12 protein-coding genes are annotated in these 16,444 nt (G+C 72.5%); 4 read left to right on the forward strand and 8 right to left on the reverse strand.

Annotated elements, in window-relative coordinates; translation table 11 throughout:
- The first annotated feature begins 175 nt into the window (after positions 1–175).
- Positions 176–544 (forward strand): ArsR/SmtB family transcription factor, encoded by a 369-nt coding sequence (locus ACZ7GJ_RS10680; protein WP_365922582.1) that lies wholly within the window; start codon positions 176–178, stop codon positions 542–544.
- On the opposite strand, the gene ACZ7GJ_RS10685 is transcribed toward ACZ7GJ_RS10680, so the two are convergent.
- From ACZ7GJ_RS10685 to ACZ7GJ_RS10715, 7 genes are all read right to left on the reverse strand, one after another.
- Positions 441–1,772 (reverse strand): hypothetical protein, encoded by a 1,332-nt coding sequence (locus ACZ7GJ_RS10685; RefSeq protein ID WP_470750813.1) that lies wholly within the window; start codon positions 1,770–1,772, stop codon positions 441–443. The two genes, ACZ7GJ_RS10680 and ACZ7GJ_RS10685, sit on opposite strands and share 104 nt — an antisense overlap.
- The gene (locus tag ACZ7GJ_RS10690; protein ID WP_470750814.1) at positions 1,769–2,644 is read right to left on the reverse strand and encodes an FAH family protein; all 876 of its coding nucleotides are present in this window, start codon (positions 2,642–2,644) and stop codon (positions 1,769–1,771) included. The genes ACZ7GJ_RS10685 and ACZ7GJ_RS10690 overlap by 4 nt, the downstream gene beginning before the upstream one ends.
- Before the next feature lie 64 nt (positions 2,645–2,708).
- Entirely contained in the window at positions 2,709–4,466 is a 1,758-nt protein-coding gene (locus ACZ7GJ_RS10695) for a thiamine pyrophosphate-binding protein (RefSeq protein WP_470750816.1), read from the reverse strand.
- A complete protein-coding gene (locus ACZ7GJ_RS10700; protein WP_470750817.1) occupies positions 4,463–5,659 on the reverse strand; it encodes a mandelate racemase/muconate lactonizing enzyme family protein in 1,197 nt (398 codons plus the stop codon). The genes ACZ7GJ_RS10695 and ACZ7GJ_RS10700 overlap by 4 nt, the downstream gene beginning before the upstream one ends.
- A complete protein-coding gene (locus tag ACZ7GJ_RS10705) occupies positions 5,652–6,530 on the reverse strand; it encodes an alpha/beta fold hydrolase (protein WP_470750818.1) in 879 nt (292 codons plus the stop codon). The genes ACZ7GJ_RS10700 and ACZ7GJ_RS10705 overlap by 8 nt, the downstream gene beginning before the upstream one ends.
- A gap of 1 nt (position 6,531) precedes the next feature.
- A complete protein-coding gene (locus ACZ7GJ_RS10710) occupies positions 6,532–8,232 on the reverse strand; it encodes a GH3 family acyl-acid amido synthetase (RefSeq protein WP_470750819.1) in 1,701 nt (566 codons plus the stop codon).
- 92 nt (positions 8,233–8,324) lie between these two features.
- Positions 8,325–9,314, reverse strand: a complete 990-nt coding sequence (locus ACZ7GJ_RS10715) for an aldo/keto reductase (protein ID WP_470750821.1) — start codon at positions 9,312–9,314, stop codon at positions 8,325–8,327.
- Positions 9,315–9,509: 195 nt separating this feature from the next.
- On the opposite strand from ACZ7GJ_RS10715, the gene ACZ7GJ_RS10720 reads away from it, so the two are divergent.
- From ACZ7GJ_RS10720 to ACZ7GJ_RS10730, 3 genes are all read left to right on the forward strand, one after another.
- Positions 9,510–13,460: a type I polyketide synthase gene (locus ACZ7GJ_RS10720; RefSeq protein WP_470750823.1), complete on the forward strand. Its 3,951-nt coding sequence runs from the start codon at positions 9,510–9,512 to the stop codon at positions 13,458–13,460.
- A gap of 209 nt (positions 13,461–13,669) precedes the next feature.
- Positions 13,670–14,200 (forward strand): TetR/AcrR family transcriptional regulator, encoded by a 531-nt coding sequence (locus ACZ7GJ_RS10725; protein WP_470750824.1) that lies wholly within the window; start codon positions 13,670–13,672, stop codon positions 14,198–14,200.
- Positions 14,201–14,209: 9 nt separating this feature from the next.
- On the forward strand, positions 14,210–15,124 hold the full coding sequence (locus ACZ7GJ_RS10730; protein WP_470750826.1) for an ATP-grasp domain-containing protein: 915 nt from the start codon (positions 14,210–14,212) through the stop codon (positions 15,122–15,124).
- A 21-nt stretch (positions 15,125–15,145) separates the two neighbouring features.
- On the opposite strand, the gene trpS is transcribed toward ACZ7GJ_RS10730, so the two are convergent.
- On the reverse strand, positions 15,146–16,195 hold the full coding sequence (gene trpS, locus ACZ7GJ_RS10735; RefSeq protein WP_470751056.1) for a tryptophan--tRNA ligase: 1,050 nt from the start codon (positions 16,193–16,195) through the stop codon (positions 15,146–15,148).
- Between the last annotated feature and the right edge of the window lie 249 nt (positions 16,196–16,444).

Genomic DNA, 16,444 nt, shown 5'->3' on the forward strand with positions numbered 1-16,444 from the left:
GATGGAATGGAAGAGGAGGCGGCGAGGCGGGTGGGATCCTCGTCGTCGTGACGCCCTGGGGGATCGCGCGCAGGGGCGTACGGAAAGCCGCTCGAGTAGACTGTTCGATGAAGCGTGAACACAAAGAAGTGTATGCCCACCATCGAACACTTAGCAATCCGGCCCAGGAGGCGCCATGACCGCAGAACAGCCCCCGGCGCCCCGGCACCGCACTCCGCCGGAGCACACGCACCCCCGGGACGTCCCGCTGCAGACCGCCCTGGCCGCGCTCGCCGATCCCGTACGGATCACGCTCGTACGGGAGATCGGCGAGGCGGACGACTGGGCGCGCGCCTGCGGCAGCTTCGACGTCCCGGTGCGCAAGGCGGCCCTGAGTCACCACTTCGCGGTGCTGCGCTCCGCCGGGCTGATCGAGCAGCGGGACAACGGGGCCAAGCGGTTCAACCGGCTGCGGCGGCCGGAGTTCGACGAGCGGTTCCCCGGGCTGCTGGACCTCGTACTGCGGGAGGCCCCGGACGGCGGGGATCCAGCGCCCGCGCCCTGAGCAGCTCCGCCGTCCGCAGGACGACCGCGCGGTCCACGCTCGGGGCGCCGTAGGCCAGGGACAGGCCGAAGGCTCCCCGGAGCGTGGACAGGTGCAGGACCACCGCGTAGTTGGCCGCGGTCCGGTTCACCACGGTCCGGAACTGCGTGACGTGGTGCGCGTGCGGGCCCAGGGCCGCATCGACGACGCCGACGTTGGTGATGCAGATGCCCGGCGCGCCGTCCCGGTCGGCCAGGGAGCGTACGGCCGCACGTATCTCGGCGTGGCCGCGCGCGGGCGGCCGCCACCGGGTGTCGGCCGCCCGGAAGGCGGACCGGTACCGGTCCGCGTTGGCCGCCAGCCCCTCGTCCCCGAGCCGCAACGGGGCCCGTACGACGCCGATCCGGCAGCCGGGGTCGGACAGGAACCGCTCCTGCTCGCCGCGGCCGCGCAGGGACACGGCGGTGAACATCTCCAGCTCGGTCCGGCCGGTCGCGGCGGCGAAGGACTCCGCGAGCGCCGTCGCGAAGAACTCGTTGACGGTGACGCTCTGCTGCGCGCAGTACGTCCGGACCTGCGCGGACTCGGCGGGCGAGAGGTCGAGCGCCGTGTAGTCCGCCCGGCGCTCCGCCCAGGGGGCCACCGCGTCGAAGGGCACCGGCGGCGCGGCCGCCGCATCGGGCGCCGGGGCGACGGCGGGCTCGTACCGCGGCGGACGGTACGCGAACGCAGCCTCACGCGAGGCGAGTTGCGCGGGGGCCCCATCAGCTTCCGGTGCCGGGCCGAAGAGGTGCCCGAGCAGCGCACCCGCCATGACCCCGGTCGTGAACCCGTCCGAGATCGCGTGGTTGCGGGTGAAGAAGAGATGGGTCGCCCCGCCCTCGACGTCCTCCACCGCCCGCAGCCGCCACAGGGCGCCGCCGGTCGCCAGTACCTCGTTGAGCTCCTCCCGCAGCACCTGCCCGGGCGAGTGGCCCGGAGCCAGCACCCCGTGGCGCACCTGCTCCGGGCCGGGCGGCGGGCCCGCATGGAACCACAGCCCGCCGTCCGCCGACTCCCCGATCCGCAGCGTCAGTACGGGGAGGCCCCGCACCCAGGCCGCCGCGGCCCGGGCGAGCTCGCCCGGGCCGAACCGGCGCGCGACCGCGAGGTGCGTCGTCACCTGGGTGCTGCCGCCGAGCTCGGCGTGCATGTACGCGAACGACGCCTCGATGTCGTCGAGTTCCCGCAGTGCGTGCGCGGGCCTCACAGCCAGCGCACCTGGTTCGTGACCGTGACGCCGTGGTCCGGGAAGTCGAGCGAGAGCACGTCGCCGTCGGCGATGGTGAATCCGGCGTGGAAGCTGCTCCGGTCGGCGCCGAGGAACACGTAGTGCACGGTGCCCGGGACCCGCAGCCCCGGGTGGGAGAAGAGGTTCCCGGTCATCGACTCCACCGGGTAGTGCAGGGCGTCCAGGCCGGTCCTGAACTCCCCCTCCCACGCGGCCTGCCCGGCGCGCTCGACCGTGACCCGCCCGGTCACCCGCCTCGGCGGCTCGCCGGGGAAGAACCAGGGGGAGACCGAGGCCTCGCACAGCTTGGCGTACGAGAGGTGGGCCGGGTTCTGCCGGAACCGCCCGATGTCGGTCAGGTCGTTGCCGAAGGTGTGGCCGAGGTAGGCGGGCTCGCCCTTCTCGTCGGTCCGGTAGACGAGGACGACCTCGGCCTCCTCGCAGATGGCCACGGACCCGGCCGGCACGCCCAGGGGATCGCCGGTGACGCGCAGGGCGCTGCCCGGCCCCTTGAAGAACCAGTTCGGGTGCTCGGGACCGGCCGCCTCGCCCTCGGCGGCCACCTTCACGTTGTGGGTCTGCATGAAGCCGCCCGCGACGGCAGTGCCGGGCGCGTCCGGCAGCACGGGCGGACGCGGGCGCACCGCGCCCCGGGCCGCGGCCGGGACCAGCCGCCCGGGGCCCGCGCCCCGGACCGACTCGGCGAAGGCGTCCGGGGAGCCGCCCGCATCGAGCAGGGCGAGGGCGGTGTCGGCGGGGGCGGGGAAGAGCAGCAGCGGCTCGCCGGGGGGCGTGTCGTCGAAGCAGACGAACCGCTCGCCCTCGTAGGAGCATTCGAAGAAGGGGGTCATGACGGACGTCCTCCCGGGACGGACCTGGTGGCGGGGGAATGGGCGGGGCGCAGGTGCGGCCCTCTCATTCCATGAGGATCTCGACGAGCGCCGGCTTGCCGTGCTCCTTGATGTACGCGACCGCTCGCGCGACGGCCGGTGCGATGTCGGCCACCTCCTCGACCCGGGGCAGCGCGTGGATGCCGTACGACTGCGCGAGGGTGACGAAGTCGACGGGGTTGTCGTAGAAGCTCGTCGCGATGTGGGCGCGGTCGATGTCGCGGTCGCGGTTGCCCGCGACGCGGGCGGCGTGCTGGGTGGAGTTGAGGTAGAGCCGGTTGTTCATGACGACGACCAGCAGCGGGACGTCGTAGGCGGCCAGCGTCCACAGCGCGCTCGGCGTGTACAGCAGGTCGCCGTCGGCCTGGAGGTTGATGCAGAGCCGGTCCTCGTCCTTGAGGGCGAGCGCGGCGCCGACCGAGGCCCCGAGGCCGTAGCCGAGCCCGCCGCCGCCGTTGAGGCCGAGGTAGCTCTGCGGCCGCTCGATGGGCCAGAGCTTCTTGACCCAGCCGTCGATGGTCAGGCTGCCGGTGTTGGCGAGGACCCACTGCTCGTCGCGCACCGCGCGGTGGATCTCGTCGACCGCGGCGGCCACGTTGATGACCTCGCGCCCCTTGGCGGCTACGGCCTGCTCGGCCCAGCCGGTCCGCGCCCGGGTGTGGACGGCGGCGATCGTCCTGGCCCGGGCGTCGCGCCGCTCGGTGAACGCACGGGAGGCGAAGGGGCCTTCGGGGTCCAGGGCGGCCGAGCGCAGTGCGGTGAGCGTGCGCAGGCTGTCCGCGACGATCGAGTCGGCGACCGGGACGAACTGCTGGTAGTCGGCGGCCCACTTGCTGGTCAGCAGGTCGTTGGAGCCGATGGTGACGACGTGGGCGCCGTTCGCCGGGACGCCCTGGTCCGTCACTTCCAGGAACGAGCCGAGCGCGCCGACCAGGTCCTGCACCTCCAGCGCGATGACCAGGTCGGCATCCCGCAGCACGCCGGTGTCCGTCGCACCGCTCAGGTTCAGTTCGTGGGTCGTGGGGAAGTTCATCCGGTTGCCGCGGTCGACGACCGCGAGACCCAGGGCCTCGGCGAGCGCGATCAGCTCGGCGACGGTCCGCGGCTCCCGCCCGGAGAAGTCCGTGATCAGCACGGGGAGTTCCGCGTCGTGCAGCCGCCGCGCGAGGTCCCGTACGGTCTCGGGCGCGGGGCCCGGCAGGGCGGCGGGCCGGGTCGCCCCGGCGGGCAGCAGCCGTACGCCCTCCTCTATGGGCTGCTCCTGCACGTCGAAGTCGAGCGCCACGAACACGGGTGCCTGGGCCTCGGTCCGGGCGAGCTTGAAGGCGCGGTAGAGCGACTCGACGGTGCCGCGCTGGCTGGTGGGCTGGTCGCACCACTTCACGTAGTCCTTGACGACGGACTCGATGTTCTGCGAGGTGTGGATCCAGTCGATCCAGGGGCGGCGCTTCGCGGCATCGATCGGGCCGTTGCCGCCGATGACCAGCAGCGGCACCCGGTCGCACCAGGCGTTGAAGATGGCCATCGAGGCGTGCAGCAGGCCGACGTTGGCGTGCACGAAGACGGCCATGTGGCGGTTGCCCGCCTTGTGGTAGCCGTGGGCGACCGCGACCGCGATCTCCTCGTGGCAGGCCATGACGATGCCCGGGGCGATGTCGGCGTTGCCCTCGTGCACCAGCGAGTCGTGCACCCCGCGGAAGGAGGCGCCGGGGTTGAAGGACACCAGGTCGATGTCCTGCTGCCGCAGGAAGTCGACGACCAGGTCGGAGAAGTAGGCCGTCATGCCCGGACCTTCGTTCGCGGGTCCGGAGTCGGGGGATGCCACAGTCTGTTGCCTTCGGTGAATGCGAGCACCGCGTAGGGTCCGGCGCTCGGGTCGAGCTCCAGGCCGACCCCGGGGGTCTCGACGGGGGAGATGGTGTTGGCCGTGCGGTCGACCGCCGGCCGGGGCGAGACGACCATGCGGTCGAAGAACCGGTCGCTCTGTCCGGCCTCGACGGTGAGCGCGTCGGGGTTGGCGAAGGCCAGCGCCCGGCCCGCGTTGATCAGCGGGCCGACTTCGGCGACCTGCACGCCGATCTGGAAGGCGATGCCGTGCTCGCGGGCGAAGTCGACGACCCGGGCCGAGCGCAGCAGCCCGCCGCACTTGGAGACGCGGACGTTGAACGCGTCGCAGGCACCGCTGCGCAGCGCGGTGTGCGCGTCGGCGGGGCCGCTGAGGGACTCGTCGAGCATCACCGTGGCACCGGTGGCGCGGCGCAGCTCCCGCAGGTCGGCCCATGAGCGCTGGGGCAGCGGCTCCTCGAAGAGGTCGGCGCCCGCGTCCCGCAGCCGGCCGACCAGGCCGGCCGCGGTGTCGGGGCTCCAGCTCATGTTGGCGTCGACCATGACGGGGACGGACTCGCCCAGCCGGCCCCGGACGGCGGCCACAGTCCGGACGTCGCGGGCGGGGTCCTCCGAGGCCTTGATCTTCACGAAGTGGAAGGGGCCCCGGGTGTCGAGGAACTCCTGCGGATCGGTGCCCAGGTCGAGGACCTGCGAGACGGGCAGCGCGGCCGGGCCTGCGGCGTCGGCGGTGCCCGCGCGGCCGGGGAGCAGCGCTCCGGCCGGGGTGCCCAGGCGCCGCCCGAGCAGGTCGAGTACGGCGGTCTCCAGCAGGCACAGCAGGTTGTTGCCGCCGGTGATGCCGAAGGTCTGCTCGAAGCCCGCCGCCTGGAGGGAGCCGAGCAGTTCCGCGGGATCGGTGGTGCGCAGCCGCGCGAACAGCGGGCCCAGGTCGATGAGTTCGAGGGCGGCCCGTACGGAGTGGCTCGTCTCGCCGGTGACGTACGGGCGGGGCGCGCATTCGCCGATGCCGTGGTGTCCGTCGACGCTCAGGCGCAGCAGGAGGCTGTCGGAGCTCCGGCGGCGGGCCGCCGGATGGTCGAAGCCCGTCCGCATGGGCTGGGTGACGTGGTGCAGGAGCGCCTCAGCCACGGTGCTCCAGCCCCGGCAGCAGCGTGAACGCCGAGGTCCAGTTGACCAGCCTGCGGCGGACGCCCGTGTAGAAGAGGTAGTGCTTCTCCGTGGGGAACTTGTGGAGCGAGCCCCGGCCCCGGGTCATCTCGATGTACGTCTTGTGCGCGTCGTCGAGGTCCACGATCGGGTCGGCGAGCCCCGACACGAACGCGGTCGGTACGTCGGGGAGTTCGCGCTGCGCGTTCATGTAGTACTCCTCCAGGCGCAGGAGTACGGCCCGTGAGCGCCGGGTGAGCGTGCGCACGGCGAGGTCGTCGTGGTCGATGTGGCTGCGGTACTTGGGGTCGTCGGTGAAGTCGGCGGAGTCCAGCCCCGCGTCCCACGGGTCGGTGCTGTCGTCCGCCGCGAGCGCGGCACGCTGCTCGTCCGAGAGGGTGGCGTGCAGCTTGCCCAGCCACGTCGAGCAGAACACCGCCCCGTCGTAGGGGACCTGGAAGGCCGGGTCGTGCAGCAGGGCGGCCATGAACGAACCGCCGAGGCAGTGGCCGAAGAGCGTGAGCGGGACGTCCGGACCGATCTCCTCGCGGACGGCGGCGACGGCGGCCGCGTAGTCGTCCAGGAGGGTCCGGGCGTCGGGTATGTCGCTGCGCTCGCCGTCGCTGATGCCGCTGCCGCGCCGGTCCAGGACGTAGAAGGCGATGTCGTTGTCGGCGAACTGCGGGCCCGCCTCCCAGAGCCAGCCGGCGTGGCTCTGCAGGCCGTGGAAGTAGAAGACCGCACCCTTCAGGGTGCCGGGCCGCCACACGTGCAGGGCCAGGTCGGCGCCGGGCCGGCGAACGGTGACGATCTCCCTGCGGGTGCTCTGCGGCGCCCTGGTGAGTTCGAGCATGTCAGTTCTCCCCCTTGTCTCGGTCCGCGTCTCCGGTGATCTCGGAGACGAAGGCGATGTCCTGCTGGAACGGCTTGTACTTGTACTGGGTGGTGTTGCCGAGGGTCCGGCGGCTCTCGAAGTACGCGCCGACGGCGCCCTGTGCGACGGGCAGCACCTCGATCGGGTCCAGACGGCCGCTCTCGCGCTTGGACGCGTACTCGATGTTGATCACGCCGAGCTGTTCGTCGATCCGCTCGGAGAGCGCCGCTGCGAGTTCGGCGGTGAGCTCGGCGCCCGTCTCGACGACGGCCACGTAGTACGGCGGCTCCGCCCAGCGGGGCCCGCACAGGTACAGGCCCATGTCCACGCCGAGCAGCCGGAAGCCGCTCTCGATCGCCTCGGTGACCTGCGCCTCGGTGATCTTCTCGCCGGTGAAGGAGTGGAAGACCCCGCTGCGGCGTACGAAGTGCACCCACGGCACGCCGCCGTCGACGCGGTCCACGTGGTAGATGTCCCCGGTCCACAGCCGGTACAGGCCGTTCCCCTGGGACATGATCAGGTGGTAGTCCCGGCCCGCCTCGACCTCGTCGAAGAGCAGGGTGCTGACCGTGCCGCCGCCCTCCAGGATCTCCCCGAGCGGCACGTCGGCCGGTACGAACTCGAAGAACGCCTGGCTGACAGCGAGGGGCTGGGAGTGCGTCGTACCGTCGACGGGGATGGTGGTGACACCCTCCGTGCCGCAGGTCATGAAGGGCAGCTTGTCGACGCCGGGCAGTACGGCGTCCAGCTTGCCGCGGTACAGGCCGGCCGAGGCGGAGAGCCAGCAGCTGTAGAGGGTCAGGGACGGCCAGACGTCCTTGAGGCTGAAGGACGGGTCGCGCAGGACCGCCTCCAGGTGCGCGGCCGCCGCCTCGTCGGGCTCCCCGTACGGCTCGCCCTCCAGTGTGCCGGCGCGCAGGTCCGCCACCAGCCGCTCGCCGTGCACCGCGATCAGGTCCCGCAGCGACACCAGGGTGCTGGGGTTGATCGCGGAGATGTAGTGCAGGTTCCGCCCGGCGAGGTGCCGGACGCGGTGGTACATCCGGCCCTCGTGGGTGGTGGGCGTCTGCGGCCCGAACCACGGCGCGTCGTACCACGGCGGGTTCCAGTCCAGGCTGTTGATCTGCGGATGGCGGTTGCTGATCGCCTGGTGCTCGACGCCGTGCACGAAGTCGAGCACGTCCTCGCGCACCGTCTGGGTGTCCAGCGTGGCGTGCGGGTGCGCCAGCAGCTCGGGGTGCTGCTCCAGGTAGGTGCCCCACATCGCCTTCATCGCGGGGATCCGGTAGGTGAGCAGCCAGTGCAGGGTGTACGGGACCCGCTTCGGCGTTCCGGTCGTGCCGCTGGTCTTGAGCCAGCGCAGGACGGGGCTGCAACTGAGGATCCCGCCCTTGGTGCGGGTCTCGCGCTCGATGGGCTCGGCGAAGTCGTCGTACCGCATGATCGGCAGGACCTTGCGGAAGGCGGCCGGCTCGCCGCGCACTGCGTCGTAGCCGTTCTCCTTCCAGTGCAGGGAACCCGCGCTGAACTCGATGATGTCGGCCAGGACGCGCTCCTGGGCGGCCGCCGGGTTCCGTAGATCGGCCAGGAGGTCGGCGCGGGCCCGCCGGCATTCCTCGGCGAAGGGGCCTCGGCGGTCGGACCAGTGTTCCTGCCAGGGCGACCCGTGGTGTGTGGCCATGGTTGCGATGCACTCCGATGCGTGATGAAGGGTGCGTGGGGAAAGGGTGCGCGGGGTGGGCGCGGACGGGGACGCGCACGCGGGTGGGCCGCTCAGCGGTCGATGAGCGCCATCATCCGGTCGTTGTAGCGGGGGCCGGCGACCTTGCCGGGCGCCGCGACCTCGTCGATCCGGGCGAGCAGTTCGGCGTCCAGCACGACCGAGGCGGCCCGGAGGTTGTCCTCCAGGTAGGTACGGCGCTTGGTGCCCGGGATCGGCACGATGTCCTCGCCCTGGTGCAGCACCCACGCGATGGCGAGCTGCGCGGGAGTGAGGCCGTGCTCCTCGGCGAGCGCGCGGATGCGTCCGGCGATGGCCATGTTGTGGTCGTAGTTCGAGCCCTGAAGGCGCGGGTCGTGGCTGCGGAAGTCCGTCTCGGGGTAGCTCTCGGCCCGGTCGACCGAGCCGGTCAGGAAACCGCGTCCGAGCGGGCAGAACCCGACGAGCCCGATGCCGAGTTCACGCAGCAGCGGCAGGACGCCGTCCTCCAGGTTGCGCTCCCAGACGGAGAACTCGCTCTGGACGACGGACAGGGGGTGCACGGCGTGGGCGCGCCGGATGGTGCTCTCGCTGGCCTCGCACAGCCCCAGGTAGCGGACCTTGCCCTCGTCGACCAGCCCGGCCATCGTGCCCACGACCTCCTCGATCGGGACGTCCGGGTCGACGCGGTGCTGGTAGAGGACGTCGATGTGGTCGGTGCGCAGGCGCCGCAGCGAGGCCTCGACGACCTCCACGATGTGGGCGGGCCGGCTGTCGACCGGAGCCGTGGTGCCGTCCTTCAGCTTCATGGGGAAGCCGAACTTCGTGGCGATGACGGCCTGTTCGCGGCGGCCCTTGAGGGCGGCGCCGATCAGCTCCTCGTTGTCGTACGGGCCGTAGGCCTCGGCGGTGTCGAGGAGGGTGACGCCCAGGTCCAGGGCGCGGTGGAGGGTCAGGATCGACTCGGTGTCGTCGGGGGTGCCGTACCACTGGCTCATCCCCATGCAGCCGAGGCCCATGCGTGAGACCTCAAGACCCTGACGGCCGAGCTTCGTGTGCTCCATCGGTGCGTACTCCGTTTCGCTTCGGGAAGTTAGATCAGAAACCATGTTTGTACTTCAGGTCAAGATTTGTGTGCTCCAAGTCACACGGAAACCATGTCAACGCCGTGTTAAACCTGCCCACAAGGGACCTCGACGGCAGCTCAAACTTGACCCCTCGTCTATTCTTGGACGCATCACTTGCGTTGAGGGGGAGTCATGAAGACGCCGGTTCACGAGCAGGGCGACGAGATAGCGATCGTCGGGATGGGGTGCCGGTTTCCCGGCGCCGACGGTGTCGAGGAGTTCTGGCACCTGCTGACCCGCAACACGGACGCCGTCACGGAAGTCCCGTCCGACCGCTTCGACATCGACGCCGTCTACCACCCGGCCCCGGCCCCGCCCGGCCGGACCGCCTCGCGCCACGGCGGCTTCCTCACCCGGGCGTTGGACTTCGACGCCCTGTTCTTCGGGATATCGCACGCCGAGGCCCGGGACATGGACCCGCAGCAGCGGCTGCTCCTGCACGTCGCCTGGGAGGCGTTCGAGGACGCCGGCATCCGGCCCTCGGCCCTCGCGGGCACCCGTACCGGCGTTTTCGTCGGCCAGGCCACCGCCGAGTACGGCGAAGTCGGCGCCGACCAGGCGGTCTCGGGCATCCGCAGCGCGGCCGGCAGCCGCCTGCGGGCCACCACCGCAGGGCGCGTCTCCTACGCCTTCGACCTGCGCGGCCCCAGCCTCGTCCTCGACACCGCCTGCTCCTCCTCCCTCGTGGCCGTCCACACCGCGCGGCAGAGCCTTCTTGCCGGCGAGAGCGACCTGGCCGTCGCGGGGGGCGTCAGCTTCGTCCTGTCCCCGGCCGACGCCATCGCCTACTCACAGGCCGGCATGCTCGCCCCCGACGGTCGCTGCAAGTTCGCCGACTCCTCTGCCGACGGCTTCGTACGGAGCGAGGGCGTCGGGGCCGTCGTCCTCAAGCGCCTCTCCGACGCCCGCCGCGACGGCGACCGGGTCCTCGCCGTCCTGCGCGGCAGCGCCGTGGTCAACGACGGGCGCGGCAGCGGCCTGCTCCTCCAGCCCGCCGTCGACGGCCAGGTCGAGACCGCCCGCACCGCCTGGCGCAGCGCCGGAGCCGACCCGGCCGACCTGCGCTACGTCGAGGCGCACGGCACCGGCACGGTCACCGGCGACGGGGTCGAACTGCGCGCGCTCGCCGAAGCGGTGGCCGGACACCGGCGGCCCGGGGACCCGCTCCTCATCGGCTCGGTGAAGACCAACATCGGCCATGCGGAGGCCGCCGCCGGCATCGCCGGCCTCATCAAGGCCGTGCTCATCGCCCGCCACGGCCTGATCCCCGCCTCCCTGCACGTCACCGAGCCCCACGAGATCCTCGCCGCCGAGGGCTCCCCGCTCGCGGTCGTCACGGCCAACCGCCCGCTGCCCGACGGGGCCGGAGCCGCGCTGATCGGAGTCAGCTCCTTCGGTATCTCGGGCACCAACGCCCATGTCGTCGTGGGCGCGTACGAGCACGGGACCGCGGGGCCGGACACCGTACGGGCCGAGCCCGCGGCCGAACCGGCCTTCACCCGGGCCCAGTCCGGCCCGGACGGCCCGCAACTGCTCGTCCTCTCCGCCCGGTCGCACGCCTCGCTGCTGGCGCTGGCCCGGGCGTACGCCGCGCACCTGGGCCCCACCGGGCCCGGACGCGGGGTCCCCCTGCGGGACCTGTGCGCGGCCGCCGCCCTGCGCCGGGACGCCCACCCGTACCGGCTGTGGGCCGTGGCCGGCACGCACGAGGAACTGGCCGCCACCCTGACCGCGCTCGCCGAGGGCCGGGAAGTCCCGGGCGCGGGCATCGCCGAGGCGGGCTTCGCCCCGCGCCCCACCGTCTTCGTCTTCCCCGGCCAGGGCTCCCAGTGGCCCCTGATGGGCCGCGGCCTGCTGGCCGCCTCACCCGCCTTCGCGGCCGCCATGGCCGCCTGCGACGAGGTGGTCCGCGCCGAACTGGGCTGGTCCCCGCTCGCCTGGCTGGAGCGCGACGAACTGCCCACGGAGATCGACGTGGTCCAGCCGCTGCTGTGGTCCATGGAGGTCGCGCTCGCCGCGACCTGGCGGTCCATGGGCGTCGCACCGGACCTCTGCATCGGCCACAGCATGGGCGAGGCCGCCGCCGCACAGGTCACGGGCGCGCTCTCCCTCGCCGACGCGGCAGCCGTCATCTGCCGCCGCAGCCGGCTGATGAAGCGCCTCGCCGGGCAGGGCGCCATGCTCGCCGTCGAACTCTCCGCCGAGGAAGCGCGGGAGGCCGCCGCCCCGCACGGGGGAGCCGTCTGCGTGGCCGCGGAGAACGCCCCGCTCGGTACCGTCCTGGCCGGCGACGCCGAGGCCCTGCGGCAGATCGGCGAGGAGCTCACGGCGCGCGGGGTCTTCAGCCGGCCCGTCCGCGTGGACGTCGCCTCGCACTCGCCCGCCATGGACGCCCTGCGCGAGGAACTGCCCGACGCGTTGCGCTCGCTGACCCCCACGGCGCCGCACACCGCCATGGTCTCCACCACCCGGTGCACCCCGGTCACCGGGCCCGAGCTCGACCCGGCGTACTGGATGGACAACCTGCGGATGCCCGTCCGGTTCGTCGACACCGTGCGCGCCGTCCTGAAGGCGGACACCCCCGTGTTCGTCGAGATCAGCCCGCACCCCCTGCTCGTCGGCTCCCTGGAGCAGACCCTGGAGGAGGCCGGGGCGCAGGGCGGGGCCGTACCCTCGCTGCGGCGCGGGCAGGACGAACGGACCGCGCTGGTCCAGGCCCTCGGGCAGGTGTACGCGCACGGCGGCCGGGTGGAGTGGGAGCGCTGGTTCGGTGCCGCCCCCGAGGACGTGCCGCTGCCCCGCTACGCCTGGGACACCCGGGAGTTCCGGCTGGCCCGGCGGCCTGAGCCCGCCGCGGCGCCGCTCGCCGGGCCCGTCCCCTTCGTACGCGAGACGGCGCTCAGCGCGTGGGGCGCGGGCGAGTGGGGCAGCGCGGTGTCCGTACGCGGTCTGACGCCGGTGCCGCCGGTGGTCTACCTCGCGGCGGCCCTGGACGCGGGGCGGGCACTGACCGGCGCCGCCGGCCTGGAGCTGCTGGACGCCCGACTGGGTGACACGTACCTGGACGCGGGCGACGCGGCCGGCCTTTCGCTGCGCACCACCGTCCTGCCCGCGCCCGGCGCCGGGGAGTGGGAGGTCCGCGTCGAGGCCTTCGGCGAGGGGACGGCCGCGGAGTGCCTGCGGGCCCGACTGCGGGCGGCGGAGCCGGAGGACGACGCGTCGGACGCGGGCGGGGAGGGCTTCGACGGGGCCGCCCGGGTGGACGCCGCGCTGGAGCGGTGCACGCGCTTCCACCGGGCCGCGGCCTTCCGCGAGCTGGCCGCGGACCGCGGCTACACGATCGACGCGCGCTTCGAGGGCGTACGCCGGCTGTGGACCGGGGAGGCGGAGGCCGTCGCCCGGATGACGGCGCCGGAAGTCCCCCATCCCGCGTCGCTGGAGTCGGCATTCCAGCCATTGCTCGCCGCCCTGCCCGCGGAGCTGCGGCTGCCGGTCTCCTTCGACCGGGTCCGGCTACCGGAGCGGCTCGAAGGGGAGTTCTGGAGCATCGCCCGCCGCACGCCCGCCGCGGACCGCGCCGATGTGGAGGTGGTGTCCGCCGACGGTCGCGGGCTCGCGCTCTTCGAGGGGATCCGGCTGCGTGCGGCGGGCCCGGTCGAAGCCCCTGCGGGCGCTCTGCGCTCCGGTGCGGGCGCGCTGCTGTCCGCGCTCGCGGGGCTGGCGGGGGAGGCCGCCGCGTGGCTCGCCCCCGAGCAGCGGGTCCCCGTACGCCCCAAGGCCCAGGCGCCCGCGCCGACGCCCGCCGCGTCTCCGGCGCCGCGACCCGCGCAGCCCGCTGCGGCGGTGCGTCCGACGCCGGCCGGGCTCACGGTGGAGGCATTCACGTCACACGCCGCCGTGGTGCTCGGCATGCCCGCCGACCTCCTCGACTCCAGGAGGCCGCTGCGCGATTTCGGGCTCGACTCCCTGATGGCGACGCGGCTGAGCCGACGGGTGCGGGAGGACCACGGCGTGGACATCACGGCGGACCGGCTCCTGGGCGGGGCGAGTGTGGCGGAAGTGGTGCGGGATTCGGCCGGATGACGAGGTCAGGGGAGTGTAGGGGCATTGCCAGAAACGTTGACCGCAATCTAAAGTTAATTGGGAGTCAATGTACGGGCAGTACATGCCGACCTGCTGAACGGAATAGCGCGATGGACCCACTCCCCTCCACGGCCCCCCGTACCCCACCGGGGCGTCGCGAACGGAACAAGCAGAAAGTCCGGGAGAGTGTCTACACCTCGGCCCTCGCTTTGTTCGCCGAACAGGGCTACGACAAGACCACGATCGATGAGATCGCCGAGCGTGCCGATGTCGCCCGCGGGACATTCTTCAACTATTTCTCCCGCAAGGAAGACCTCATCACCGCATGGGGTGAACAGCGCCGACACAAACTGCGGGAGCGTCTGGAGATGGTGGAGCCGCATCGCGGCGGAAGCGTGGCCTCCCAGCTCGAACGGTGCATGGCCGCGCTGGCCGACATCAACGAGGAGGAGCGCGAAGTGGCGGGGGCGATGCTGGCCGCCTGGGTGAAGGCGGGCCGCCCGCTCCTCGAAGAGCCGTTCGCCGCCGAGATATTCGCCGGAATTCTCCAGACCGGGCGCGCGGTGGGCGAGATTTCACCGGAGGTGGACCCGCAGCGCGTGGGAAACGTGCTGCGCGACGTCTACCTCGGTGTGCTTTACCGCTGGTCCCGAGAGGCCGATCCGGACATTTCCCTCCATGACGAACTACACGGAGTACTCGGCATCTTTCTCCACGGAATTGTCGCGGCGAAACGGTAGGGGCGCGCCATGACGGGAGCGAGAGCGGGATCGGCTCCGGACGGGCGGCCGGTGCGGCGGGTGGCCCTGGCCACCGACGGGTTCGGCCGCGAGCAGGACGCGGAACTGCCGCTGCTGGTAGCGGCGTTGCGTGAGCGAGGCATCGACGCGGCCGCCGTCGGCTGGGACGAGGCCGGGTACGACTGGTCCGCGCAGGACGCCGTGATCATCCGCTCGACCTGGGAGTACACGGGCCGGCTGGCGGAGTTCCTGGCGTGGGCCGACCGGGTCGGTGCGGTGACCGCCCTGCACAGCCCCGCCCGGGTGGTGCACTGGAACAGCGACAAGACGTACCTCGCGGAACTGGCTGCCCGCGGGGTCCCGACCGTACCGACCCGGTTCATCGCCCCCGGCGAGGACGTCCGGCTGCCGGAGCGCGGTGAGATCGTCGTCAAGCCGTCGGTCTCGGCAGGTGCCCGCAACAGTGCCCGGTACACCGAGGAGCAGCGGGGCGCGGCCGAGGCGCACGTCCGGCTGCTGCACGGGAGCGGCGAGACCGCGATGGTCCAGCCGTACATGGAGCGGATCGTCGACGGCGAACGCGCGCTGGTGTTCCTGGGCGGGGAGTTCAGCCACGCCATGCGCAAGGGGCCGGTGCTCACGGACACGGGGCGCGTGGACAACGCGCGCGTACCGCACCCGGACCTGGTCGTACACGTCCCCGACGAGGCCGAACGGGCCGTGGCCGAGGCGGCGTTGGCCGTGCCGGGGACCGCCGTGGGGCTCGCGGCGGGCGACCCGCTGCTGTACGCGCGGGTCGACCTCGCGCTGACCGGGGACGGCTCCCCGGTCGTGATGGAGCTGGAGCTGATCGAGCCGAACCTCTTCCTGACGACGGCCGAGGGTGCTGTCGAGCGCTTCGTGGAGGCCGTCGCCAGGCTGTGACCACCAGACCGCTGTGGCTGCTCAGTAGCGGCTGTTCATCGCGGTGCGCACCTCCGCGAGGGTGGCGTCGGCGACGGCGTTGGCCCGCGCGTTGCCCTCCCGGAGCACCCGGCGCAGGAACCCCCGGTCCGCGGCGTACTCGGTGCGCCGCGCCCGGATCGGGGCCAAGTGCTCGTTGACGGCCTCGGTCACGTACTTCTTGAGGGCCGCCGAGCCCGCCGAGCCGATCTCCTCGGCGATGGCCCCCGGGTCCCGGTCCTGGCACAGCGCGGCCAGCAGGAGCAGGGAGGAGACCTCGGGGCGGCCGTCGGGGTCGTAGGTGATGTGCCGTTCGGAGTCGGTCTTCGCGCCGCGCAGCAGCCGGGCGGTCTCGTCGGCGTCGGCGGCCAGGGCGATGGCGTTGCCCCGGCTCTTGCTCATCTTGCCGCCGTCCGTGCCCAGGAGCAGCGGGGCGGCGGACAGGAGGGCGTCGGGTTCGGGGAAGACCGGGGTCCCGTTGCCGTAACGGTCGTTGAAACGGCGGGCGATGGTGCGGGTCAGCTCGAGGTGGGGGAGCTGGTCCTGCCCGACGGGGACGAGGTTGGCCTTGCAGAAGAGGATGTCGGCGGCCTGGTGCGCGGGGTAGGTGAACATCAGACCGCTGACGGAGGACTGGCGCGAGTGGGCGATCTCGTCCTTGACGGTGGGGTTGCGGTTCAGCTCGGCGACCGAGACCAGGCTGAGGAAGGGCAGCAGCAGCTGGTTGAGGGCGGGGACCGCGCTGTGGGTGAAGATCGTGGACCGGTCCGGGTCGATGCCGATCGCGAGGTAGTCGAGGACGAGGTCCTCGACGTGCTCGGTGAGGTTGTCGGCGATGTCGCGGTCGGTGAGCACCTGGTAGTCGGCGATGACCACGAACGTCTCCACGCCCAGGTTCTGGAGGCGGACCCGGTTGTGGAGGGTGCCGAAGTAGTGCCCGAGATGGAGGCGGCCGGTCGGCCGGTCTCCGGTCAGAATGCGGAACCTGCCCGGATCGCGGCGGATCTCCTGCTCCAGGACGGCGCTGCGCGCCCGGGCCGTGGACGTGCCCAGGGCGTCGGAGGCGGCGTGCGGGTCGGTGGCGGCGGCAAGGTCGGCGGTGCTGGCGCCGAGGTCGGCGGTGTTCGTGGTGTTCACGGGGTCTCCTGAAGGTCGACGCCACCCCGAGGACGGCCGTCCACCCCTGCTCCAGGGACACGAAAGGGCCGCCCATCAGGGCGGCCCGGGTCATGCGTGAGTAGGTGGCCACCCTCAGAGGGGGCGCCACCAGCTCAAGCACGAAGAAAGCTGCATGCCGCGATC

The organism is Streptomyces sp. NPDC037242, assembly GCF_055604165.1.

What these genes read in the sequence shown, in the direction of transcription:
- ACZ7GJ_RS10720 (WP_470750823.1), top strand. Translation starts at nt 9,510, where the DNA reads ATGAAGACGCCGGTTCACGAGCAGGGCGACGAGATAGCGATCGTCGGG.
- ACZ7GJ_RS10710 (WP_470750819.1), bottom strand. Translation starts at nt 8,232, where the DNA reads ATGGCCACACACCACGGGTCGCCCTGGCAGGAACACTGGTCCGACCGC.
- ACZ7GJ_RS10695 (WP_470750816.1), bottom strand. Translation starts at nt 4,466, where the DNA reads ATGACGGCCTACTTCTCCGACCTGGTCGTCGACTTCCTGCGGCAGCAG.
- ACZ7GJ_RS10715 (WP_470750821.1), bottom strand. Translation starts at nt 9,314, where the DNA reads ATGGAGCACACGAAGCTCGGCCGTCAGGGTCTTGAGGTCTCACGCATG.
- ACZ7GJ_RS10705 (WP_470750818.1), bottom strand. Translation starts at nt 6,530, where the DNA reads ATGCTCGAACTCACCAGGGCGCCGCAGAGCACCCGCAGGGAGATCGTC.
- ACZ7GJ_RS10730 (WP_470750826.1), top strand. Translation starts at nt 14,210, where the DNA reads ATGACGGGAGCGAGAGCGGGATCGGCTCCGGACGGGCGGCCGGTGCGG.
- ACZ7GJ_RS10680 (WP_365922582.1), top strand. Translation starts at nt 176, where the DNA reads ATGACCGCAGAACAGCCCCCGGCGCCCCGGCACCGCACTCCGCCGGAG.
- ACZ7GJ_RS10690 (WP_470750814.1), bottom strand. Translation starts at nt 2,644, where the DNA reads ATGACCCCCTTCTTCGAATGCTCCTACGAGGGCGAGCGGTTCGTCTGC.